Annotated in this window: 10 protein-coding genes; 3 read left to right on the top strand and 7 right to left on the bottom strand. The window is 43.6% G+C overall.

The genetic code is table 11. The features are described 5' to 3' along the window. Positions 1-31 precede the first annotated feature (31 nt). Positions 32-1,366, bottom strand: a complete 1,335-nt coding sequence (gene gdhA / locus T546_RS0119290) for an NADP-specific glutamate dehydrogenase (protein ID WP_026893039.1) — start codon at positions 1,364-1,366, stop codon at positions 32-34. A gap of 170 nt (positions 1,367-1,536) precedes the next feature. Further along, a complete protein-coding gene (locus T546_RS0119285) occupies positions 1,537-17,070 on the bottom strand; it encodes a doubled motif LPXTG anchor domain-containing protein (protein WP_026893038.1) in 15,534 nt (5,177 codons plus the stop codon). 269 nt (positions 17,071-17,339) lie between these two features. On the opposite strand from T546_RS0119285, the gene T546_RS0119280 reads away from it, so the two are divergent. Next, positions 17,340-17,936 (top strand): biotin transporter BioY, encoded by a 597-nt coding sequence (locus tag T546_RS0119280; protein ID WP_084326536.1) that lies wholly within the window; start codon positions 17,340-17,342, stop codon positions 17,934-17,936. Positions 17,937-18,071: 135 nt separating this feature from the next. Further along, positions 18,072-18,917 carry an NAD(+) diphosphatase gene (nudC, locus tag T546_RS0119275; RefSeq protein ID WP_026893036.1) on the top strand — a complete coding sequence of 282 codons (846 nt, stop codon included), beginning with the start codon at positions 18,072-18,074 and terminating at the stop codon, positions 18,915-18,917. Positions 18,918-18,984: 67 nt separating this feature from the next. On the opposite strand, the gene T546_RS0119270 is transcribed toward nudC, so the two are convergent. Both T546_RS0119270 and adhE read right to left on the bottom strand, forming a co-directional pair. Next, positions 18,985-19,605 carry a DUF3267 domain-containing protein gene (locus T546_RS0119270; RefSeq protein WP_026893035.1) on the bottom strand — a complete coding sequence of 207 codons (621 nt, stop codon included), beginning with the start codon at positions 19,603-19,605 and terminating at the stop codon, positions 18,985-18,987. Between the two features lie 155 nt (positions 19,606-19,760). Beyond that, complete coding sequence (adhE, locus tag T546_RS0119265; RefSeq protein ID WP_026893034.1) at positions 19,761-22,376, bottom strand: bifunctional acetaldehyde-CoA/alcohol dehydrogenase; 2,616 nt, start codon at positions 22,374-22,376, stop codon at positions 19,761-19,763. A 476-nt stretch (positions 22,377-22,852) separates the two neighbouring features. Between adhE and coaW the strand changes: the two genes are divergently transcribed. Continuing rightward, positions 22,853-23,695 (top strand): type II pantothenate kinase, encoded by an 843-nt coding sequence (coaW, locus tag T546_RS0119260; RefSeq protein WP_024837877.1) that lies wholly within the window; start codon positions 22,853-22,855, stop codon positions 23,693-23,695. A gap of 6 nt (positions 23,696-23,701) precedes the next feature. Here coaW and T546_RS0119255 read toward each other — a convergent pair whose 3' ends face one another. From T546_RS0119255 to T546_RS0119245, 3 genes are all read right to left on the bottom strand, one after another. After that, a complete protein-coding gene (locus tag T546_RS0119255) occupies positions 23,702-24,097 on the bottom strand; it encodes a pyridoxamine 5'-phosphate oxidase family protein (protein ID WP_026893033.1) in 396 nt (131 codons plus the stop codon). Positions 24,098-24,669: 572 nt separating this feature from the next. Further along, positions 24,670-25,176, bottom strand: coding sequence for a DUF4446 family protein (locus T546_RS0119250; protein ID WP_024837879.1), 507 nt, complete (start codon positions 25,174-25,176; stop codon positions 24,670-24,672). Positions 25,177-25,200: 24 nt separating this feature from the next. Next, the gene (locus tag T546_RS0119245) at positions 25,201-26,148 is read right to left on the bottom strand and encodes a ParB/RepB/Spo0J family partition protein (RefSeq protein ID WP_026893032.1); all 948 of its coding nucleotides are present in this window, start codon (positions 26,146-26,148) and stop codon (positions 25,201-25,203) included. Positions 26,149-26,150 lie beyond the last annotated feature (2 nt).

Below are 26,150 nucleotides of genomic sequence, written 5' to 3'. Positions count from 1 at the left end.
CATTTCCAGTAAAATTTTTTGGATGACGGGATTAAACAATTCCCTGAGCCATCATGGCATCTACTACCTTTTCAAAGCCTGCGATATTGGCTCCTGCCACGTAATTGCCCTTTACGCCATAGCGCTCAGCGGCATCTGCTGCCTTCTGGTAGATGTTCACCATAATCTGATGAAGCTTTTCATCCACCTCTTCAAAGGTCCAGGAAAGTCTCTGGCTGTTCTGAGACATCTCAAGAGCTGAGGTCGCAACACCGCCGGCGTTGGCAGCCTTACCTGGCATGAAGTACATTTCATTATCAAGGAAGAAATCAGTGGCTTCTCTGGTAGAAGGCATGTTAGCTCCTTCTGCAACTGCAAAGCAGCCATTCTTCTTTAATGTCTTTGCATCCTCTAAGTCAAGCTCATTCTGTGTCGCACATGGCAGAGCGATGTCACAGGGGATGGTCCAGATGCCTTTTCCTTCTGTAAATACGGCAGTCTTAACCACATCCGTATATTCCTTAATGCGTCCTCTGCGTACTTCCTTTATCTCTTTTACCAGATCAAGGTTAATTCCGTCTTTATCGTAAATATAGCCGCTGGAATCGCTTAAAGCAACCACTACGGCTCCCAGCTGCTCTGCCTTCTCTGCTGCATAGATCGCTACGTTTCCGGAACCGGAAATGACCACGCTCTTACCCTTTAAGTCTTTTCCATTGTGCTTAAGCATCTCATCAAGAATGTAGACTAATCCGTATCCAGTTGCCTGTGTACGTACCAGGGAACCGCCATAGTTCAGTCCTTTTCCTGTAAGAACGCCTTCATATAGACCGGTCAGTCTCTTATACTGTCCGTAGAGGAAACCGATCTCTCTTGCTCCAACGCCGATATCTCCGGCTGGGACATCCTGATCTGCTCCTATGTATTTGGATAATTCGGTCATGAAACTCTGGCAGAACGCCATGACCTCACGGTCAGATTTTCCTTTGGGATCAAAGTTGGAACCACCTTTTCCCCCTCCAATTGGAAGACCGGTTAAAGAATTTTTAAAAACCTGTTCAAAGCCCAAGAACTTTAAAATGCCCTGATTTACCGATGGATGAAGGCGCAGACCTCCTTTGTAGGGACCGATTGCGCTGTTGAACTGAACGCGGTATCCTTTGTTTACCTGTACATTTCCTTGGTCGTCAACCCACGGCACACGGAAGGATATGATTCTCTCCGGTTCAACAACACGCTCCAATAATCCCATCTTACGATACTTCTCTTCATTGGCATCAATCACCAGTCTTAGAGAATCAAGTACCTCTTTTACCGCCTGATGGAATTCTGCCTCCCCTGGGTTCTGTTTCACGACTCTGTCATAGACCTCATCCACGTATGACATAATTTTCTTTCCTCCTTGGATTATTATATACTTCGACAGCTTAATAAAATGAAGTTTCCAAAAAAAGGCAAAAAGAGGCCAGAACTCTCATAGTTCCGGCCCCTTTGCCTGTTCACTGCTTGAAAGAAATTATAGCAAGTTAATTTAATAAAGTCAAGAACAGGTTTTGCTTAATTATTCTCCTTTTCCTTTTTCTTTTTCGTAAGCGCTGCATAGAGAGCCAACATAAATCCCGACAGAGTCACCATTACATTTCCTGCATTATTTTTACGTTCTCCTGTCTTTGGAAGCCTTGCAAGTGGTACGTTTCCGTCATCCACCTGTATGAGCTGATCTGCACTCTCATTGGTAGGAAGATTAGCCAGCGGCACGGGATCGGGCACAATGGTGACGGTTGGACTGGTTGGGCTTGCACTGCCTCCGTCGTCCCTTCCTCCGCTGCTGCTTATCCTCTCATCTTGAATGGAAATGGTGAAACGATTGATACCGTCTAAGGTTACAGGCGGTATGTTATTGTTAATGTAGTAACCGGAAGGCGCCTTTGTTTCTATAAAGGTATAGGTATCCATTGGAAGCCGCTTTACCATAAACTGTCCGTCATCCCCTGTAACAATGGTTCCGGCAGCCGCTTTATCCGGTGTATAGCCGGAAAATGATCCCTGATACAGCATGACATATCTGCCATCTGATGCCTTTAGCTGGAACTCAGCTCCCTTAAGCCTTAGATCTGCCAATACTGCATTGGTTTTTATTACGGTAATGGCTGACGGCATATTTTCCACTGGTCCTTCCGTCTTTGTTAACAGGCCGGAGGTGGTATAGAGAATCTCTTTTTGGCTGCTTCCAATGGTAAACTCACTGGTCCATGGCTGGGTCCCAAGAACATAGCCGTTCGGGGCTTTTGTTTCTGTCAGCCGATAGGTTCCGTAAGGCAGGTTCTCAATGGAACCCTTGCCCTGAAGGGTGAAGGTAATGGTATTTCCCTTTACCCCGTTCTTATCCCAGACAGCTCCCTGAGACGCAGCCAGATTTCTGTAGCTGTCCCAGGCACCCGGCACCAGAGTTTCCAAACTGGTAAGGGTAAATTCTGCTCCATTAAGCCGGATTGTCTTTTCCTCGCTATCTACCTTTTCAAGCTCCATTCTTCCGGTGCTGATCTGATTGGTCACAAGCAGTTCTGACGGCTTTTCGCTAGGTACGGAAACCTTTCCGTCTGGATTTTTTAACACGGTTATAGTTCCATCCTTATTCACCCGGATATAGAAGGGCTCCATGGAATCGTACCGGTCTGTGGCAATTTCTTTTAATTGATAATCTCCATGCTTTAAGCCCAGCTTTATGATTCCGTCTTCCCCGGTGGTGAATATTCCGGTTCCTGAGTCATCGTCTGAGTGGAACCGTTCTGCGCCAAACAGAGAAAGGAGTCCTCCGTCTTCGTATTTTCCCGGTCCCAGAATGCGAAATTGCATTCCGCTGATGTTCCGTCCCAGATTATCCACTTTCTTTATCTGGATTTCAAATTCTGCCCGCTCATTTACAATGATATTGTTATTTCCTAAATCGGCTTCCCGTTTGGCATCTGACAGGGTAAAATCAATCTCTGTCTTTCCGCTTAAGCTTAAATAACCTTCCGGTGCTCTCTCCTCTTTCAAGGTATACGTTCCAAAAGGAAGTCCTTTTAAGGATACATGACCGTCAACCGCTGTAAACTGAAGCTTACCTTCTTCTGCCGTTAAATCACTGATTCCCATAGAAAGAAGGTCATCCTGACTCTGTTTTTCCAAAATGGAGATAAAGTCATTCCACGCTCCCTCTACCTGGGTCTTCTTTTCCGATACAGAGAACCGGGCTTCTTTTAACTTCTCACCAGTCTCTTTATCTGTCTTATCAAATACAAGTGCTCCGGTACCATAATGATTGATAATGAAATCATTTCCGTCTGAAAGTACCGTGACTGCCTCACTGTCTTCCTTTAAGGTGACAGGATAGATGTTGTCACTTCGTTCATAACCGTCCGGGGCTCCTTTTTCTGTAACATAATAGGTGCCAAGGGGCAGCATATCTGATTCGCCGGCTCCATCGGTTCCAGTGGTAATCGTACCTTTTAATGTTTTTAAATCCGGGTCAGAGTAGATTTCAAAGACTGCCCCTGAAAGCTTCATATCATGGTCGTGGGCAGCCGTCTTTAACAGCCTGATTCTGGCCTCGCTTCTCACATCATATATCACCACTGTTTCCCGGTTGCCGGATGATAGTACCGTAATTTTTGTATCACCCGCCAGTGAATAATTGGCTGGGGCTTTTGTTTCCTTTAAGGTGTATTCTCCTGGTGGCAGACGCTTAATTGTGACCGTTCCGTCCTCTCCCGTAATAAATCTGGTGGTGCTATCCTCATTTTGTTTTACACCAACAAATGAGAGGGCTTCATTAAGGCTCACATACCATCCATCTTGTGTAATCAGGGTAAATTCCGCACCAGATAGAACTTTTTTCGTGAACTCATCCTGCTTTTCAATCTTTAATACATGAGGTTCATTTACAATTCCATCTTCCCCTGTCAGGCTTAGACCCTCAGGGCTTTCCAGCTTGAATTCTTTTCTCCACTCCTTACCCGGCTCAAGAATATAGCCATCGGGTGACTTTGTTTCCTGTAGCGTGTAGCTTCCATAAGGAATCTGAGTCAGAGTTCCGGTTCCTTTTAAATCATCACCGGTCACCTGATAACGGATAAAGAGTCCGCCCTCGTCTTCTCCTGATATCACATGAGACACTCCAAGACCTGTAATATGCTTTTGGTAGGCCTTAAATGCTCCCGGAATCAGGGAGGTTCCCCTAATCTCAAATTCTGCGCCAGCTACAGACTGATGCGTTTCCCCATCCAGCTTTTGGGTGGCAAGAGGTGCTGTCTTTATGGTATTTTCTACGGACAGGTTGATTTCCTTCTGCTTGGAATTTAGAAGGGTAAGCTCTTTTCTTATATCAGAGCCCAGAATGGAAACGTCTCCATTGGCGGCAATTCTCACATAGAAGGGTTCTATGGATTCATACCCCTCCTTGGTAAGCTCCTTAATCTGATAATCTCCATAAGGAAGATTCCAGGTAATAAGCCCTTCCTGATCCGTTTCTTTCACCTCATATCCGGTATTCGTACTATCCTTAATCACGAGACGGTCCCTGGAAAATGGAATCCAGGATTTACTCTCGTACGTTCCAGGTCCTTCGATGGCAAAGGATATGCCCTCTACCTGTTGGTTGCCTGAGTTATCAGTCTTTCGCAAGGTCAGACTGTAACCGGTCCTTGCATTGGTGATCTTGTTGTCAGAGATTTCAGGAAGTGTTACTTCCTGCCCATCCCTTGTGATCTTAAAGTCCAGATCTTTCACTTTCTTTGTGATGTCATAGCCTTCCGGCACCCGGATTTCTGATAAGGTGTAGGAGCCATACGGAATTCCTGTCAGGGCAACAGCTCCCGTCAGTGTTTCAAATTCCAGTCCCTGGTCTGTTTCTTCTGCCTTAGCCACTCCCATTGCATTCTGGCTTTCTATCACAGCGGCTGTAAATGCCTTCCAAGCAAATTCCGGCACGTCATCCTGTTTCTTTAACAGGAATGCGGCTCCGGATAATCCTTTTCCAGTGGCCTCATCGATCTTATTAAAGGTGAGTGATCCATTTTTATAGGCATTCTTAACCATAACAACGCTTGGGATCGGGTTCTCCTCTGTCTTAAATTCCTTGCTTCTAAGAACCCAAGCTTTCTGATTTGCTACCTGATAGGATTTCATAAGCTCCATATCCGAGGATGTGGCACGCTCCATCTCATACCCCTCAGGCGCCCCGTCTTCCGCAATGATGTAGTTTCGGTAATAGAATAAGTCTCCTGCCTGGAAGAGGGCCTCCTCGTCTTTTAAAGCCGTATTTCCTTCTGCTGCGGGAGCACCTAGCACCTTCACATCTGTAATTCCGGTCCTTTCAAGCTCAGCCAGCTCTTCATTGGTAAATGGCCCATAAACGCTAAAGTGCACGCCCTCCACTGGATTTCCATAGGAATCCGTCTTTTTCACCTTTACATTGCGGTATGGCACAAAGCCGATATCCTTGGTGGTATCATACTCCCCGGAGGTGGACCATAAGAAGAAGTCTTCGGATGCGTAACCCGCTTTTCCCTCCTTAAAATTGCTGTCAAGGCTCTCCGCGTAATTGCTTCCGTCCTCCTTTAAGGATGAGGGCAGTCTGGATCTTCCAGCCTCTCCATTCTCCCCATTTGATGTCATAAATGGTTTTGATAGTTTTAATATCAGGTCTTCAAACCCAGCCGGCATTGCACCTGTGGTCACCCGGATCCTGTAGTGAGCCGGATCATCTCCCTTTAGCTTTGATACATTTAACGCCTGGTTTTGATACCAGCTGCTTTCTTCTGCCTGGGTAAATTGGGTTCCCAGGATTCCAAAGGGTTTGGCAGGAGTCAGTCCTCCAAAGGTAAATCTGGCATCTGGGCCTGCTGCCCCGGCCACCTCATCGTCTCCGTTCTTACTGTACTTAATCAGGCCTACATTAAAATAGCCAGATGTCAGAACGGGCAGAAGATCCGTAAGCAGATGATCCTTTTCAGGATTCTTATTTTGTAGTCCGCTGTTGTTTTCATCAATAAAGATACGGCCGGACACCTTTACATCTCCAGGCACTAAGAGTACCTGTGGAGCGTTGCTGTTTTGAATCTGCCCGGTTGCCTTCTCATTTCCAGTCGGACCGCCTTCCCTATAGCTGTAGGTAAGTGCGAAATCATTTACCGCATAACCATAAGCGACTTCTTCCAGCTCCTTTGCCGTTGTATACGGCACCGTTGTTTTGTATACGATTACCAGGTTCTCCCCTGGGGCCAGGTAAAAGTCATTGTCAGTGATCTTTAACCGGAACGCAGATGGATCGCTGCTGCTGCCAGACCAGAAACCATTGCTATTGTCATTTAAGACTCCATTTTTAGCTGTCTTCACCGTATTTTTATTGTCAAATGGTTCATTGGAATAAGACAGCTGGTAATTAAAGTCCTCAATCTTTCGTCCTGGATTGCTTTCATCCTTTTGATTTTCAATGGAAATGGACTGGATGTTTTCAAATTTCAGCCTGTAGTCACTCAAACGGTTGTTGCTGTCTGCATTTAGATCTCCCTTGGTTGGAAGAATATCCATAAGCTGCAGCTTGGAGACGTAGTTGGTCGTGGAATCATTGTTAATGGTCAAGCGGTATAATACAGAACCATCATTCGAAGAATCGCCGTCTCCATCAATGGTCTTTGCCGTCCTTCCTGCTGTGGTGCCTGACACGAATCTGGTATCTAAGTTACCTTTGACCTCCTTAAAAAGCCTGAGTCCTGTTCCAGTGCTCATGAAGTTTTCTGCAGAATCGGATACGTACCCGTAAGAGCGGTATTTTTCATCTGGTAGAAGAACGCCCCCTGGTAAGTCGGCACTTGGCCACTGATCCCCTGAATTGGTTTCCACCATAAAGGAGGCACCTGTCTTATTTAAGGAAAATGGGGGCTGAAGCACATCACTGGTGACATAAAGCTTATTTAAAATATTCTTTCCATAGCTGACAATATTTCCTGCAACCTTAGCCTGAACCTCAACGGTAACCCGTTCATTCTGCTTTAGCTCTCCGTTCAGAAGTATAAACAGCGTCTCCTGCCCGGTATGGGCATCCACCTTTTTCACGGTCTTTTCAATTCCAACTCCGGAAGGCCCACTTACAATACGGACTGCCTTTAAGATTCGGTCTTCTCCTTCGGATTCTCCTGAAACAGTGACCCCTTCCGGTATATGGTCGATGAGTACCGGTTTTCTTAATGGGACGATGTCAGGATCATTGCTTTTCGTCACATTTTTCACAGTGAGAGTGTAGGTTAAAATGTCATTTGCCTGAACCTCCCTGATAGGAGTGACATTCTTCTCCGCGGTTATGACAGGTGCCTTGCTTTGGGTAATCGGAATGTTTACGAAAGAAGTCTGCTCTTTCTTTTTTGTTTCCTGGCTTAATGTGCCTTTGCTATCCCATTCCCGGTAGCTCATTACTGCATCTGCCTGGTTATTGATATACTTGATCTCTTCCTTATAGCTGCCGTCAGACAGTTTTGCATCCTGCCGGAACAGCTTAGCCGTAACCTCCACACTTCCCGGTGTGAAATCCTGACCCAGGAGGTATTTATGGTCGGTTGAATTCTTTAAGGTATCATCCCGGTAGCTGATCTGGAAGGACTTCACATTCTTTCCGCTAACCGGACGGATCAGGGCGATTTCACCATCACCGGATACCTTTACGCTTTGAACGCTTCCCACCTGGCTGCCCTTAAAATCATAGAAGGTCACATCCGCCATAATGGTTCCTGTTTTTGCTCCCTTAATCCGGTTCTGTTCCGTAGATTTCCCCAGCTTTATGGAAGTTATGGTGTACTTTTCATTGGTATATTCAGATTCAGGGAGAACACTCTTTCCGCCGTTTAGCATGGTAAGCCCCCGGTCCTTTATCACGAACCCATCAAGTGGAATGGTGTTTGTAACACGGGTAGTCAGGGTATACATTACGGTCTGGCCATCGTTCCACCATAAATCCTTTAAAGAAGTGGTAAGCGATGTTTTTTCCATGGCCAGCTCTGTTTTCTGCTTAACGTTGGTAAATTCAAGGGCTTCAGGTGTTTTTCCCTTTTCTATGGTCACCTCTTTCTTTAAAACGGTTCTGTCATCATCTCGGTTTATGATATAGCCCTTCTGATTTTCCTGAACCTCTGTTTCTTCTACCTCATACGTTCCGGGAAGAAGCAGTATGCTGGTTCCGGTTTCACCATAAGGAACAGAAATCTGGTCTCCCACCTGTTTCCCGGTTTTCTTATCTGTTACCTTTATTACGGCACTCACAGAAGAATCCGGGTTATCCTGTCTGTTAATATCATTTTTAAATACTTTAAGAGGCAGTGCCTCCTGGTTATGGGCTTTGAACTCATATACCCCTGGCAGGACCGTGTTTTCATCCGCCAGTACATAAAGCTCCAGGCTGTTGATTGTCTCGCCATTCTTGTTTACATCTGTAAGAATGGGCTTAATCAGTCCTTTGCTTCCTTCGAAGGTATCCATCTGATACTTTAAGAACCCATGGTCCCTCTCCTCTGTCTCATAAACGGCATAAGACTCCGACGGTTCCATGGAAAGCCCAAGGAAAGAAAGGGCTCCATTCTTGTCTGTAACACCAGTGGTCACGTAGTTCCATACTCCGGAAGAAGACTTTTTATAAAGCTCAAAGGTAATGCCGGGCTTTAATGTTTCTGTATCTCCCATACCGCTTAACTTTGTAATTTTTAAGTCTACACCGCTCTTATTGGGCATGGTGACTTCTGTTGTCTTTCCTGTTTCTGCAAGAAGTCCTCCTTCCGGATAGGCAGTTGTTATGCCAATGTAACCGGCTGGTGCGCTTGCTTCCTTGATGTAATACTGTCCGTCATGGTAAAGCTTTGTGGAGAAGATAATCTCATAGATACCGCTTTGACCGACTTCTGCAAAATCTCCTACTTTATTTTTAAATTCAGGGTCTGCATATAGCTGGAAGCTTCCTCCGGTCAGTTTCTTTGACGGATCATCTCCATTTACCTTTGTTAACAATACCTTTGCTTTTGCATACTGGTTCTTTACGGTCACTGAGACAGGATTCTTTGAGGTGAAATCAGCTCCTCCTCCTGCCTGGAAGTATCCATCTCCAAAAAGAGTTCCATTATCGATCCCATTCTCCTTAGAAATGCTCCAGTCTGGCTGCTCCTGCTCCTTTAAGTAATAGGCACCTCCTTCCGGATTCTGAGGGAGTAATACTGTCTGACTTCCGGTATAATAACCGTCTTTTGCTGTAAACTGGTTGATTTTAACCTGAACTGGTGTTCCGGTTTCATCAAGCACCTGATGGTATCCATTGTTATAATAGGTGTAAACATCAAACACAATCTGAGCCGGAAGCTTTTCTTCTAAGTTTCCATCTTTAAGGAAGCCTTCTCCAAACTCCAGATTCTTTACAATGGTAAGCTCTGCTTTTTTTCTGTTGGCAATGGAAACTTCTGTATGCTTATAGGCAGCCCCCATGTCTCCAGTCACTGCCACCACCACAGGCTTTGTTTCTTTTGTATAGCCTTCTGGTGCCTTATCCTCCGTGATCCGATACCAGCCTGGTTCACAGTTCTTTAACACATAGGAACCGTCGCTCTGGTCTATGAGCGTACCTGCTGCCTGGCTAAAGCCCTGATCCGGATTTTGATAGCCGGGGTCCTCCACATTGGATAGCTGTCCCTGGGAATAGTCAATTCCTGACCGGAACTTCATGTATTCCAAATGGAAGGAGGCACCCTTTAAGCTGGAATCACTGATTCCTGTTTCTCCATCCGTTTTTCGGATGGTAAGGTCAGAGAGCCTTGGATTTTTAACACTTAAGGTGGATATGTTTCCTGTTACACTGCCATCTTCCGGCCATAAAGCCACCTGTTCCCCATCTGCTTTTGGTGAGTAGCCTACATAAAACCTCTGAGGTTCAAAATAGCTGCCTGTAACCATCTGGGAAGCACTATTACTTAAATCTTCCTTCAGTAAGGTATAGGGGCCGCTTTCAAGTCCAGTAAACCTGGCAATGAATCTGCCATCCTCCTCCTTTTTCACAGTGGCATTTACCGTTGCCCCATTGTCTTTTTTAATGGTAAAGCCCATTCCACTAAGGCCATCCGGCTTTTCCCCGTTCCAGGTAGTCTTTTCAATGGTAAGGTTTGGTTTTTCCGGGTTATATACATTTACCGTAAGGGGTGAGCTTCCTACCGTAAAATAACGGTAAAGCCCGGCCTGCCCATTGTACATGTTGATATAAGTGCCAGTAAGCTTACCAGGAAGAATCTCCCTGATCCGGTAATGGCCGGATGATAGCCCTCCTGGAACCACTACGCGTCCGTCACTTCCTGTCGTATACGTCTGAAGCTTCACATATTCGTATCCGGTATCCTTCCACTGATACTTCCATAGCTCCATCTGTACTCCGGAAAGAGGGGTTCTGGTTAAGTTCATGCCGTCAAGAGCATCGTCGGTTTTTCCAAACGTACTGGTATCCGGTACATAACCGTATTTTACAAGAGTCACCGGATATTCTGAGGAGAGAATATTCATGAGACGGTGGCTGTTATCCTTTGTCTTATCCCAGAAATACTGGGTATCAATATAATCCTTATCCTTTTCTACCGTAGCCGTTAAATAATGAAGGGTTGGGTCAAGGCGGACCTTGGACGGAGCATAGATTTCTTCCAGGGCAAACTCTGCCTGAAGCTGATGCTTCTCCTCATTCACTTTAAATAAATCGTCACGGTATAAATTCTGTTCCTCCAGCTTTTTCTTTAAGGTATCAAAGTTGATGATTTTTGATAATCCATAGCCGGTTTTATAGGTTCCGTCTGATTCCAGTCCTGTTTCAATCACATCAACAGGAATCAGCTTTTCTTTTGTTTCCGGGTCTAAGAGCCATATCTGGAACTTTGCTCCTCCAAGAAGAGTAGGCTCTCCTGTTTTTGTTTCATCCTTTAGCCATTTATTAAAGGATATCTGGAAATGATACCGGGAAAGTCCGCCAGGACCATCCCCATGGAAGTTGGTGATTTTTGCAATACGGTTATTCCTGCCGTTCTCATAGGTGTGGCGGATTGCCTCCCAGCCTCTATACCCTCCATCCTTTGGTACGAAAACACCAACGATCTGGGGACCATTTGGCAGAACGTATCCCACCGCTGCCTCATCCTCTACCAGCCAGTATACCTTTCCTGCTTCCAGGATGGCGGTATCAAACTCACCGTCTGCCCTGGCTCCTGTTTTTGGATCAACTCTGGTTCCGCTTTCGTAATGATCCACAGCTTCAAATCTGCTGTTATCCTGCAAATCCTTTAACTGTATGGACGCAAGAGACTTGGTATCATCAAGCATCTTATAAAGAGTGAATTTGGCTCCATTTACTTTCTCCTGCCAATGAGGGATTCCATTGGGCCAGAATCCGGCACAGACCTTTAATATGTTAAACTGAACCCATGACCGGTAATTATAAAGGGGGCTGGTGTTTTGAACCAGGGAATCTGTGGTATTATTTAAATCCTTTCCCGTATACCGGACGGCATTGTAGAGAGATTCTAAGTCCCTTACATTCAGTGTCTTTATTGGCTCCCCGTTTTCCAGTGGAAGGGGCCTTTTATCTCCCATGTTAAGGTCAAAGGAAAGACCTGTTTTCTGTCTGTCCGGCACCTTTACTTCTGCAACATAATACGTATCATTCCGGTTGATCTCCTGGAAGGTGGCAATTCCATCATAAGGATTGGTGGTCTCTGTTTTCACGTAATCCGCAAGTCCAGGATTCGAAGCATTCACCTTATAAAGAGCCAGCTTTACATTGCCAAGGACACGGTTATATGGATAAAACTGGTCATTCCAGCCATCCTGCCAGTACTTCTGAGTCCGTATGGTAAGCTTAGGTTCATTTTTAATGATAAGCTCATTCCCGCCTGTTACACCATTTTCTGTGGTAATGACCGTTCCTTCCTTTAAATAGGTGTTAAGCACCTGGTAAGACTGAAGATATCCAGCTGGCGGTGATATCTCTGCAATAACATACGGGATTCTGTTGCCGTTGTCATCAAAGATTCTTAAGGCACTGCTGTCAAAGACTACCTGACCGTTCCCATCGCTGGTTTTTTGCTGAATGGCTTTTTGAATGCTGTTTTCCCAGTCATTTTCGTTAAATTCATTCCGGTTAAAGATACCAAGGACCGCACCTTTTACCACCGTATCCTTAAGGGCATCCTTTTTTGTCACCTTCACTCTTCCAAGATTCTGATAGTTTTCAAAAGGCTGGCCGTTGAAATTAAGATCCATTTTCTTTTCGTTTGATGTTAAGGCTGCTGTTATGGTAAATGGACCGTAATAAATCTGAGATTCTCTAATTTCATATCCGTTATAAATACCATTTCCTTGTTGGGAAAGAAGGAAACGTGGATTAATGATTCCACCTGGTACGGATTCCTTAAAATAATATGTCCCAGGTGCCACAGGCTGGTATTGGTTGGATACCAAAGAATTGCTTCCGCTTGGGAGCACTGCCTGGTGAAAGCCGTTATTATCCTTTGTATAAGCCTCAAAGGATACGGAAACATTGCTTGTGGTGGTACCGTCAGCCTGATGAAGAATCTTCTTTAAGCTGACTTCTTTAAATGGCTTATTATAAATCTTTTTTAAGGGTTTTGAGGTGGAGAACCAGCCATCCAGCAAGCTCTTTGTCACTGGTCCATTTGGCGTTGTTATGGTGCTGGTTTCCTCTTTTACAAAGTTTTTAGGAGCTTCTGTCTCCTCAACCACATATGTGGTGCCAGGATCCAGCAAAATATATTTTCCGCCCTGAGTTATAGCTCCTGAATATACTTGCTGGCCATTATCCTGTCTGGTGATTTTAAATTTAGCACTGATGCTTGCTTTGTTGTCTGTAATGTCATACTTATAGAACCAGTAAGGAACCTTCTGAGGAACATTACAGGCGCTTACACTGGTATCCTGCTCCCGGCTGAGCTCAAAGGGTCCAATCACCGGCTGCTTACTGCCGTCGATATAAGCTTCCATCATTTTTGCAGGGTCATCCGATTCCAGACGGGCACCTGTTGACACTTCATACCAGTAATACTTCTTTGTAACATCAAGGCCTTTTATTGTAATGGCTCCATTTCCATCTGTAGTATAAATGGTTCCATTGTTAACTTCAAAAAGGCCTCCCCCATTTTTCTCTGAGGCATAAAGCTTAAACCGGTAATTCTGTTTAGAAGCATTCTTATTTAAAGTTCCATTGCTGTTAATGGCCCAAACCGTTTTATTAAGCTTTAAGGTTCCACCCTTGTTGTTCTTTACCTCCAGCTCATTTGTTTTAAGTGGAGTCAGGGTGAATTCTTTATAGAGATAGGTCTTTCCAGAAATTGTCTCCTGGGTAAAGCCATCCTCTGGCCGATTTCCATTAGAATATCCATCTGGTACCAACTCTACCAGACGATATTTCGCCTTAAGGCCATCCTTTCCCATCACAGGGAGATTCACATTAAACCGGCTGTTTCCGTCAAGGGAATAGGTAGTCTTTGATCCAATGGTCACTTTTTCCCATTTACTGCTTTCAGAAAATTTTTCAATCCAGAACTTATCATTAAAATCACCTTGAAAGCCTGACGGAACCGGAATATAAGAACCGCCATTATTCTGAGCCAGCTTTGTAACGTTCACCCGGCCTTCATTTAAGGTATTGATGATCGTGTTATCGCCTTCTGTTACACGTGAAATCTCTCCCGCCTTTACAGTGACCGGATAGTCCCTGGAATCAAGAATATAGCCATTGGCGCTTTTTTCCCGGACAACATAATCACCAGGTGATACCGGCTTAAACTGGACAAATCCATTGCTGTCGGATTTTACTGTTTTCACCTCTGCAAAGGAACCATCGGATTTCTTTTCAAGCAAGGAGAATTCCGCCCCTTCAAGGCCAGTTAAACGAGGTTCACTGGTATCTTCATTTCCCCATATCTGGGCCTTTTTATAAAACTCAATGGAACCCTTTCCAATGACCCCATTGACCACAGTGACTTCTTCCCGTTCTCCTTCCTTTAAGCTAAACTCTATGTTGTTTTCCGTTACGAAGGACTTATCACCTGCTTTCGCCCTGGCAAATGCAGTGCCTGCAGGCATTTTATCTTCCCGGATGATATAGGTGCCAGGATCGACCTGAATCTCTATATATCCCCGGTCAGAGGCTGCATAGCTTCCTTCTTCTCCCGGTTCCACGGATGGATTTACTAAAATGCTCTTTGAATCTATTTTCTTCCCATTTGAATCAATGACCGTGTAATTCTCATAAGGCGTTTCCTTACCAGAACCATCCAGAGAATAAATCTGAAATCCAGCCATACCAGGATACTCCTGTTCCATGGATAGACCATAATCTTTAACGGTACCTACCCCTTCGTCAATCTGCTTTTTAATGCGGATGACTGCCGGACGGTTGACCTCATGAATCTTAACATCTGCCTGGGAATCTTCCCGAATCACAGTACCTGTTCCCAGCTTCGCATATTCCAGCTGGGCTTTGTTGGTTATGGTAAAGACAGACGAATCAGAAATCCTGGAATCGTTGTACTTTAACAGGAACGGTTCATAAGGATAACGGGCGGTTATCAGATAAGAGCTGTAGGTCGGTGCCTGATCCGATACGTAAATATGGTCAGCTCCATTTTGCCCCTGGGTCTTATACTGGGAAATGGATATGGAACCATCTTCCTGGCTTATGGTATCAAGCTTTGATCCATCGGCCCAAACTCCAGTGACTTTTATTGGTTTCATGACCTCCGGCGCTCCCTCAGTCTTTATGGACAGAGAGTCTGTAATCTTATAAGAATCCTTTTCAAATCCAGTACGCCCGTAGGTCTGATAAATGGTTCCCCCCGGCTGCCTTGAGATGTCACCAGAGCTTCCCTTCATTCCTACTTCAATGAGGTAGGTGATATCTACATACTGTGGCGTCCCGTTATCATCCCGAACCACCACATAGGAATTATCATTGGGATAAACCCGTTTTTTAATATGCCAGCTGTCATCAGAAACCAGACGAAGGGAGGTATCCTCCGGCTGTTCCCCATAAGTCGTTGTCTCAATGCTTCCTGGATAGGTTATATTTTCTTTATCAGTTTTGTCTGCCACCTTTACCTTGGCATAGAAAACCACGCTGTCTTCCGGCAGTGTAAAAGCTTCGCCTTCTGCCCGCTCTCCATTTCCGTCGATCCAGGCATTGATGGTGATGCTGTCAAGCTTTCCAGGCACAATTTCACTCTTATCATTTCCTACATGAATTTCATAAACGCTTTGGCCGTTCCCCTGAGATATCAGAGTGACCTTTCCAGCCTTTTCTTCTAAATGAATCCCTTCTGGAACCGTAAATTCTATTCTGGCATCCTCGTATAGGTCAAACAGAGAGAGCTTTCCACCGGCTGCATACTCATAAACAGGGGCAGTCTGCATGGCGTAGGTCAAGGTATAGCTGTATATAATTCCGGCCTTAATAGCACCTGACTGGCTCTGGCTAAGATGAAGCTCCACCACGTCCTTCTTATCCTCAGCATCCGGACCGTAATAGGAAAGCGCTGTCTCATAAGGTGTCAGCTTAACCTCACTATTGATTTCGGAGCTTAAGGTGGTGATTCCAAAGCTTCTGACCACCAGATCAAAGGTGGTATCTTTAAACAATGAAAACAGAGACGTTTCTTCCTTTAATCCCATGAGAGATTCCCGCTCCTCATCAGATAAGGATCTGTCACCCAGAGAAATGATATCTGCTCCATCAAACACCTGTGGATCTGCCTCAGCCTGAGAAGCTGTGGCAATGTCAGGTTTAGACTCAAACAGAACCGGGAGCTGATGCTTTGAAATGGATACAGAAAGTCCGCTCTTGTCTGCTGCTTCGTTAGAATCCTTTCCAGCCTCATGACGCTCTGCTTGTTTTCCAGAGTCATTTCCCTGCTTCAACTCATTATTACTGGAAATTCCCTTTTCAGCTTCTGATTTAGGATTCTCTGAATCAGTTTTATGGGAATTGGATACGTTGCTTTTATTTCCCGTATTCTTTGTTTCGCTGCCTTCTGAATTGCTGTTATTCGTTTCGTTATTTTTTGTTCCGTTATTTTTAGTTTCCGAACCTTGTGTCTGCGTATTTTGCGTGTTTGAGCTTTGTGTGTTTGCGCCTTGTGTGTCTGCGTTTTGTGCGTCTGTATCTTGTGTGTCTGTATTCTGCGTTTCTGTATTCTGCGTTTCCGTATTCTGTGTCTCTGTACCTTGTGTTTCCGAGTTTTGTATTTCCGTATTTTGTGTTCCTGTATTTTGTGCTCCTGTATTTTGTGTTCCCGCACCGGCAGTTTCGCCGCTTTGTTCCTGTCCGTTTTCCCCTGTAACCGTCTGAGAAGCATTTGAACCGGCCCCACCGGAGGAATTAACGGGTTCAGGGCTTACAGACTTTAACCCATCTGGATCCGTTTCATTCTCACCCACCACAGCAAACTCGCTGATGGAGGCATCCGTAATAGTCATGTCTTCTCCAGTGATTCTAAGCCTGAACTGGCACTCCCTGTCTTTGTATCCGTTAATGCCAATCACCTGGACATTTTTTAGGGCTGCTTCCTGGCTGATTCTGTCTGATGGGTCAAAGTCAGAAAATGGGTCTCCCCCCAAAGTGTCGGACACCACCACCAGATACATGGCTTTCCCCACTTTTCTCTGAAGAATCAGAGTTTTTCCCTCCAGCTCTTCATATATCTTTTCTATTACAAGATCTTTCTGCTCCCCTTCAAAAGGAACCTGGTCTTCGTTAAATTCCGGCCTGCGGTCGGAATCTTTCTTAAGTACTTTTAAAATGGCTGACTGGGTGACAGTTACATCAATCACCTTTCTGGCCTCGGATGCATTTGCCTCTGACGGTGACGCCACATCTGCGCTTGATGGCGTAGCGGTCGTATGTAAGCTGCGCTCTGCCCCGTATGAAGTCATTGCTCCCAGCTGAGATACATTACCACTTACAATTGCAGCGGTAAGTAACCAGGCAACCGCTCTCTTTAAGCGGCTTGCTCTTCTTCTGATATTTTTCATATCATACCTCCACTTCCCCGTATTCCATAAGAAACGGTATTATTTATCAGACAAATATCTTAATTTTATATTAATAATTAAAGTATATAAAAACCTGGTTACATGGTGGTTATTTTTTCCATTTTTTCCATTTCACACTTATATTTTCTATAATTTTTTTTCTAAGGGGAAACGCATTGTAAACCATTAACAACTTTTAAGTTGACAATTAATTTCTCCTATGTTAACATTCCAATAGAAATTGATACTTAACCCAGGAGAAATCATACATGAGATCAGATCAATCGTTAAAAACCAATATGAGAAATGAAACAAAAGCGAAACAGCTTTTTACCACAAAAGAACTGGCTCTTGCCGGTATGTTTGCTGCAGTCCTTGCAGTTATTTCCCAAATCTCCATTCCCTTGCCTACAGGGGTTCCCATCACCATTCAGATATTCGGAGTTGCCTTAGTGGGAATCATACTGGGCTGGAGGCTTGGCATGTTAGCCACTGTTGTATATATCCTTCTTGGAGCCGTGGGACTTCCTATCTTTTCCAGCTTTCGAGGCGGTATTAATGTTATCCTTGGTCTTACAGGTGGTTACATCTGGGGCTGGGTATTCATGGTCTTTCTATGCGGCTTAAAGCCAAAGACCGGGAATAAGACCCTTAACACCTTTCTCATGTTCCTGCTTCCGGTGTTAGGCACGATCGTGGACGAAATCATTGGTGGTCTTCAGTGGGCAGCTCTCTCCGGTGATATTTCCATATACGGCGTATTTACCTATTCCATGGTGGCATTTGTACCAAAGGACATATTTCTGACCATCCTGGCAGTCATCATTGGAATTCCAGTGAGAAAGGCAGTTCAGAAATTAATATGACAAAAAAGCCAGTACCTTTCCTGTGTACTGGCTTTTTATTTCCTTATTTTTCCTTGGGTTGCTTGACAGGATTGGTGATAGAATTTAAAATAGTTTTTAATGCATTAAAAATCAGATAAAAAGAAGGTATTCACCATGATACAGGAAATTTTTCCTCATAGATTCTGCAATGATTTTGCAATTAAAACTCCAGATCAGGACAGCTATTTTTTATATTTTCTGGATGGACGCATCCTGCTTTCAGACGAAGGCTCAGAAACCATTCCCCAATTTAAGGAACTTGACTCTCTTAAAGAAGAGGCTATGTCCCATTGCGACTATCTCTTTTCCATCGATGAGATGGATTTCTATCTGGTCGATGAATCCCAGGTTTCCTTAAATGAAGTCCATCATTTAAAGCTTTATAAAGCTAGCATCATAAGAGAACTGACTCCCATGTGGGTTTCCTTTGCTGCGGTCTCAGCCCAGCATCTCCACCGCTTTTACATCTCCAACCGTTTTTGCGGCTGCTGCGGATCTCCTACCATGAAAAGCAAAAAAGAAAGAGCCGCAGTCTGCACTTCCTGCGGAAACACAATTTACCCCAAGATATCTCCGGCCGTCATAGTAGGCGTGACTCACAATGGTAAGCTGTTGCTGACCACATATGCAGGCAGAGAATATACCCGGTACGCCCTCATTGCAGGATATACGGAGTTTGGGGAGACCCTTGAGGATACGGTAAGGCGGGAAACCATGGAAGAGGTTGGGATCAAGGTAAAGAATATCCGTTATTACAAGAACCAGCCCTGGGGATTTAGCGATTCCATATTAGTGGGATACTGGGCTGAGCTTGACGGTTCTCCAGATATTCATCTGGATGAAACCGAATTATCCACAGCCGTCTGGATGGCTCCAGAAGATATCCCCAATGACTTCACCAATTTAAGCCTTACCCACGAAATGATTCTGCTGTTTAAAGAAGGTAAGATAACACAATAATTATAATTAATAAAGGTGCCTGGAATCGTCATGACTGACCATCCAAAGCACCTTTTTATTTCATCCATTAAGAAGCTTTCTTATAAAAGGAAGAATACCCATTAGAAACCACATATCCCCGAAATGGAACCTGAGCCGTTACAAGTACCATATTCAAAAGATCCACACAGGCTCCTCCTGCATTGAACACACTTAAGAAAATCAAATAGTGGCTCCAAATCCCAAGAGCATTGAGGATGACAGGGAATACAAAGGAAATGAGGATAAGGGGCATGATTGATACCAGAAGAAACCGTTCTTTGGTAAGCTCCTCTTCGGTATAAACAAAGCCAAACAAACCATTGAATCCCCAGTAGGTCTTTTCCGACCTCCATACCTTGGGTATAAATATGGCATGAATCAACTCATGAACCAAAAGGCAGAGAACCATTCCTGCCAGATAGAGAATAGAGGAAAGATTAAAGGTCAACACTATGGACATCCCCTCTTCGCTCATAAAATCAAAAAATGATGGGTTTAAAAAATAACACCAGAATCCAGCCAGAACCATAAGAACCATGGAAAGTGGCAGTGAAATTGCTATGGCAGCACCTACAGATTTTGGTTCCTTCAGCTTCCTATAACCATGCTGCGCCAGTTCTTCTGATCTCTTTTCATCCTCTGGGGGTATTTTTTTAATAAATTTCATCTTACATCCCTCAATTCGTTTCAATATTAGTTCCTATCTTATATATTAACATAAATGAGAGCGTCTATCCACCCCAGGTTCCATCCTGCCAAAAAAGGCATAGCCAGTTATGGCTATGCCCTTTCTCATCAAACCTTTATTTTGTTTGATTGTTATTATTTTCCGTAGTAAGCCTTTAAATACATCTCTTTGATCTCGCTGAACAGAGGATATCTTGGGTTTGCACCGGTACACTGGTCATCAAACGCATTCTCAACCATCTCATCAAGAGTTTCTAAGAAGTATTTCTCATCTACGCCGTAATCTTTAATGGTTGCCTTGATGCCAACGGCTTTTTTAAGCTCTTCAATCTTAACCAGGAATTTCTTTAATACATCAGCATCGTCTTTTCCTTCTACACCGCAGAAACGTGCACATTCAGCATAACGCTCCAGTGTATGAGGATACTGGTACTGGGAGAAGGTTCCCATCTTTGCAGGTGCCTCTGATGCGTTAAATTCCATTACAAGGGTAATGAGAAGGGCATTTGCCACACCGTGTGGAATGTGGTGATAAGCACCTAATTTATGGGCCATGGAATGACAAACTCCAAGGAATGCGTTGTTAAAGGACATACCTGCCATACAGGAAGCGTCTGCCATCTTACATCTTGCCTCAACATTGGTACCGTCATTATAAGCGGTTGGCAGATAGTTGAATACATTCTTCATGGACTTTAATGCAAGACCATCGGTATAATCGGAAGCCATGATGGAAGCATACGCCTCTAATGCATGGGTTAAAACGTCAATACCAGAAGCACTTGTTAAGCCCTTAGGCTGGCTCATCATGTTATCTGCATCTACGATTGCCATATTAGGCATTAACTCATAGTCAGCAAGAGGATATTTAACCCCTGTTTCCTGATCTGTAATAACCGCAAAGGAGGTTACCTCAGAACCGGTACCGGAAGAGGTTGGAATGGCTACAAAGTAAGCTTTTTCGCCCATCTTAGGGAAGGTGTAAACTCTCTTTCTGATATCCATGAAACGCATTGCCATATCCTGGAAATCTACCTCTGGGTGCTCATACATAACCCACATGATCTTAGCTGCGTCCATTGCGGAACCGCCGCCCAGTGCGATAATGGTATCTGGCTGGAATGCTCTCATCGCTGCAGCACCTGCCTGTGCATTTGCAAGGGTCGGATCAGGCTGAACATCTGAGAATACGGTATAAACGATTCCCATCTCATCAAGCTTATCAGTAATCGGCTTTGTGTAGCCGTTCATATATAGGAAGGAATCCGTAACAACGAATGCTCTCTTTTTGTTATAGATATCCTTTAATTCGCTCAGTGCTACTGGCATACAGCCTTTTTTAAAGTAAACCTTCTCTGGATTTCTGAACCACAGCATGTTTTCTCTCCTCTCAGCAACGGTCTTAATATTGAGCAGGTGGTTTACTCCTACATTTTCAGACACAGAGTTTCCGCCCCAGGAACCGCAGCCTAATGTTAAGGATGGTCTTAACTTAAAGTTATAAAGATCACCGATACCGCCGTGGGAAGAAGGTGTATTCACTAAGATACGGCAGGTCTTCATAGCAGCCGCATGCTTTTCTAATTTTTCTTTTTCATTTACATTCACATACAGGGAAGCTGTATGGCCATATCCGCCGTCAGCTACCAGCTGCTCTGCTTTTTCAATGGCCTCGTCATAAGTCTTAGCTTTATACATAGCCAGAACCGGAGAAAGCTTCTCATGAGCAAATTCTTCTTCAATGTTTACGCTTTCCACTTCACCGATTAAGATCTTTGTGGATTCCGGTACATCAACTCCTGCAAGCTTTGCAATGGTGTGAGCCTTCTGGCCTACGATCTTTGCATTAAGGGCGCCGTTGATGACAATGGTCTTACGAACCTTATCAACCTCATCTCCCTTAAGGAAATAACATCCTCTCTTTGCAAATTCCTTTTTCACCTCATCATAAACCTTTTCAAGAACGGTGACTGACTGCTCAGAAGCACAGATCATACCATTGTCAAATGTCTTAGAAAGAATGATGGAGTTAACAGCCATCTTAACGTCAGCCGTATCATCAATGATAACAGGGGTATTACCTGCACCAACACCAAGGGCTGGTTTTCCAGAGGAATAAGCTGCTTTAACCATGCCAGGTCCGCCTGTCGCTAAAATGATATCTGCACCCTTCATAACTTCGTTGGTCAGCTCTAAGGAAGGAACGTCGATCCATCCGATAATACCTTCCGGTGCACCCGCCTTCACTGCCGCATCAAGCACTACTTTAGCTGCTGCGATGGTAGAGTTCTTTGCTCTTGGATGTGGGGAAATGATGATGGCATTTCTTGTTTTTAAGCTGATAAGTGTTTTAAAAATTGCGGTTGAGGTTGGGTTTGTGGTAGGAATAACGGCTGCAATCACACCAATGGGTTCTGCAATTTTCTTAATGCCGTATGCCTTATCCTCTTCAATGACTCCGCAGGTCTTTGTATCCTTGTAGGCATTGTAGATATATTCAGCTGCATAGTTGTTCTTAATGACTTTATCTTCAACAACACCCATGCCCGTCTCTTCCACTGCCATCTTAGCCAATGGAATTCTTAATTTATTTGCTGCACTTGCTGCCTCATAAAAGATCTTGTCTACTTGTTCCTGTGTAAAGGTAGCAAATACTTTCTGAGCCTCTCTCATGGCGTCCATCTTAGCGATGAGGGAATCTACACTATCAATGATCTCAGGGATTCTTACCTGTTCTTCTTTCTTTGCCATCTTGAATATCCTCCAATTTTATATGAGCATAGTGGGTCAACTAAGTTCGATATTTTTTTAACGATCTATCGTGACTTCATTATATTACATTGTTATTTTTTTGTCAATATATTTTTTTATCATTTTATTCATTCATTCCGTTTTTTGTTACTCACCTAATATCAATACATTTTTACTTATTAAAATTACTTATTAACGTCATATTTCCTTTATTATAAAGGAAATCGGTGTTTTAATAGGTTTTATCAGGCTAAAATATCCCGGAATCTCTTAGGCTCTTCCATTTCCTGCCAAATGCCTTTTCTTGCCATTCCTAAGAAGCAGTGCTAATGAACGGATTTAAAAACTTGGCAAGCAATATCATGTATGTTATAGTTAGCCCTGGAACCATACTATAAGTCAGAACATGAATTTCTTGTTTTTTTCATCATTGTATGGCTTGGGTTTTAGAAAAGATATAAGGGGATTTTGGAATTATGAAAATAACCATCGGAATCGATCTTGGAGGAAGTACTACGAAAATCGTGGGATTTCAGGATCATACATTAAAAATACCCACCTTTGTTAAGGCAGATAATCCCATTGCCTCTCTTTTTGGTGCTTTGGGAAAATTCATATATGACAATAACATTCAGTTAAATGATATAGAGAAAATCATGCTCACAGGGGTAGGGAGTGCATATGTGGAACAGCCTCTTTACGGAATTCCCACCTATAAGGTAGATGAATTTACCTCAAATGGTTTAGGAGGACAATATTTTACAGGATTAAAAGACTTGATCGTTGTAAGTATGGGAACCGGTACCTCACTTGTCCAGGTAAATGGAGATAAGATCTTACACACTGGCGGCATCGGCATTGGCGGCGGAACCATTGTAGGACTTTCCAGTCTGTTATTAAAGACTCAGGACATTACCCAGATCATGGATTTAGCCAGCAGAGGTGATTTAAGTAACATAGATTTACAGATTCAGGATATATCAAAGAATCCGCTGCCTGGCCTTCCTCTGACCGCTACCGCCTCTAACTTTGGCAAGGTGCGCAATCTGGTATCTGAGGAAGATATTGCAATCGGAATCATTCATATGGTACTCCAGGTCATAGGAAAATCAGCTATCCTTTCATCGCTTAACAGCAACATCCACGATTTTGTAATGACCGGAAATCTTGCTAAATTTCCTCAGTGCAAGGAGATTTTCCAATCTCTGGAGACCATGTTTGACGTTCATTTTATTATTCCGGAGCAGGCAGAATACAGCACTGCCATCGGAGCCGCCCTCACGGAAGAACGGGGCATGGCCATGAAACAGGTATTATAAATTTAATTAAAATTCAATCACTTTGCTTTCGCCGGTAAGAGTATTTATGGAGGCTTTGGCATTCTTTAAGTAAAGGACTTCCATCTTGTTATCGTCAACCGAATACATTTTACTTAAAGATCCTGGATACTCTTCCATCATGGCGACTCTGGCTTCTCTTCTGTCATCCGGTACCACTTCACATTCCAGCCGGATAAAGGTTCCCTTACTCATACCACTGATCTCAATCTTTGGATTCTTTAGCATTTGCTGAAATACTGGCTTTTTATTATTGGTGATAATGTAAAGCTTTCCTTCAAAGGCACATACTGCCGCAAATGGACGAACTCTCGGCTGATCCCCATCCATGGTTGCAAGATAAAAGGTACCACATTCTTTTAAATATTTTAAAATCTCTTCCATATACATTCAGTTCCTTTCCTGAAACTACATTTTTTGATTATAATTATTATATATCATGGTTCCAAATTTACAAGAAAAATATATAATGCTTCTTTCTATATGAAAGATTTTGATTACGCTGGACATAGTAGAACGCAAGTAACTGAGACACATTACTTCAAAATACGTGTGCAGGTATATGCGTATATGGGTAACGTGGTTAACATTCGTCTCTGCTTCTTAATTAACTACAGATAATACTTTGTCCTGATAGTGACTATAGAACTAACGCTCTTTCACGTCATTAACTGTATGTATGCCTAATGCTCTGTCACACTATTACCTCCAGGGTTGATGTACTGTCGATCTGGCGACCCTTAAGCTGATTTTCTATCACCTTAGTAAAAATCATCCTATAGCTTGTAATGTCCCTTCCGACCGAAGTGACTTTTTTATGTAAATATCCAATCCCCTTATGGCATATAAAAAGCAGGTGCTCAGCTGTACGACTCCTCATTCAAATAGATCCGGTAATGAACCAAATCTACTTTGAAAGTATCGTACAAGCCAATTGCACCTGCTTTTTATTCTATTTAGGAATGATATCCCAAGGCCATTTCCAAGGCATCCTTTTCTTCGCTTCCCAGTAAAACGTCTGTTTCGCCTCTATCTACTTCTTTAATGTATACATAACATCCCTCCCGGCTATGAACGGAGTTTAAAACAAAACCGGTATTGGTGTAATCAAGCATTGCCATGGCAAAGCTTAAGTTGCCACCCATTCCCTTAAATGCATTATATTTTACAAGCCCAAACTTCTGAAAGGCGCTTCTGTAGTTTTTATTGGTATTACGAAGAGAATCCTTATTGGCCCGGTCTTCTGCCTTTAGCTCTGAGATGTCTTCCATCTGGTCCATAATGATTTCTTCCAGGGTCTCCGCATCCTTCCCCCTCATGAAATAATCGTATCTGCGGTACAGCTTTCTCATCTGAATCAGACATATGATTACTATAATCATTAATAATATGGTAAGCACTGCCAACCCCAAGATTAAAAAAGCTGGGTCAACCGGCAGCTGAGTTAACATACTGTTATCCATTCGTTCGTCCTCACTTTTATGATGTTACCTTATGGATTCTATCAATTCTACTATTCTTTCCAATTCGACCTCAGAATAATACTCGATTTCCACTCTTCCTTTATTCTTATCTTTCCGGTTGATGCTGACCTTGGTACCCATAGCAGATTTCATCCGATCTTCTAATTCACGGAAAATCAGAGAAAGACTCACGTCCTCTTCCTTCTTTTCCTTTGGTTCCTTCTTTTTGGATAAGGATTTTACAAGCTTTTCCACTTCCCGGACACTTAGGCTTTCCGCTACAATCTTACCAGCCAGCTGGAACTGAAGCTCTGGGTCCTCAACGGAAAGAAGAGCTCTTGCGTGACCACCTGTAATCTGGTTCTGGATAAGCATATCCTGGACCCTTTCATCCAGCTTTAAAAGCCGCATGCTATTGGTAATGGTAACCCTGTTCTTCGCAACTCTGGCAGCAATTTCTTCCTGCTTTAAGCTGAATTCCTGCATCAGTCTTTGGTACGCCTTTGCTTCTTCAATGGGATTTAAATCTTCTCTCTGAACGTTTTCAATTAAGGCAATTTCCATGGATTGCTGCTTTGTATATTCCCGGATAACCACCGGAACTTCTTTCAGACCTGCCAGTTTCGCAGCTCTCCACCGACGTTCACCGGCAATAATTTCATAGAAATCCCCTTTTTTCTGTACCAAAAGTGGCTGCAGAACCCCATATTCTTTCATGGATTCTGCTAATTCCAAAAGTGAGTCTTCTTTAAATTCATTTCTAGGCTGATCCCGGTTAGGCTCTATGGAAGATAGTTTTAAAAACATCTCTTTCCCGGTTTCAGAATCTGGAACCTCAGACTTTTTTGCAGCTGCTTCCGCTGCTTCCTGTTTCTGATGGTTCTTTATTTCCTGCTCCTCTGCCGCCGACTCCATGACCTCATCTCCAAAAATTGCTCCAAGTCCTTTTCCTAAACCTGTTCTCTTTGCCATAT

This window comes from [Clostridium] aerotolerans DSM 5434 (assembly GCF_000687555.1).
GTDB lineage: Bacteria > Bacillota > Clostridia > Lachnospirales > Lachnospiraceae > Lacrimispora > Lacrimispora aerotolerans.
Note: the sequence above shows the minus strand (reverse complement) of the source record. Positions and strands in the feature narration are given on the sequence as shown.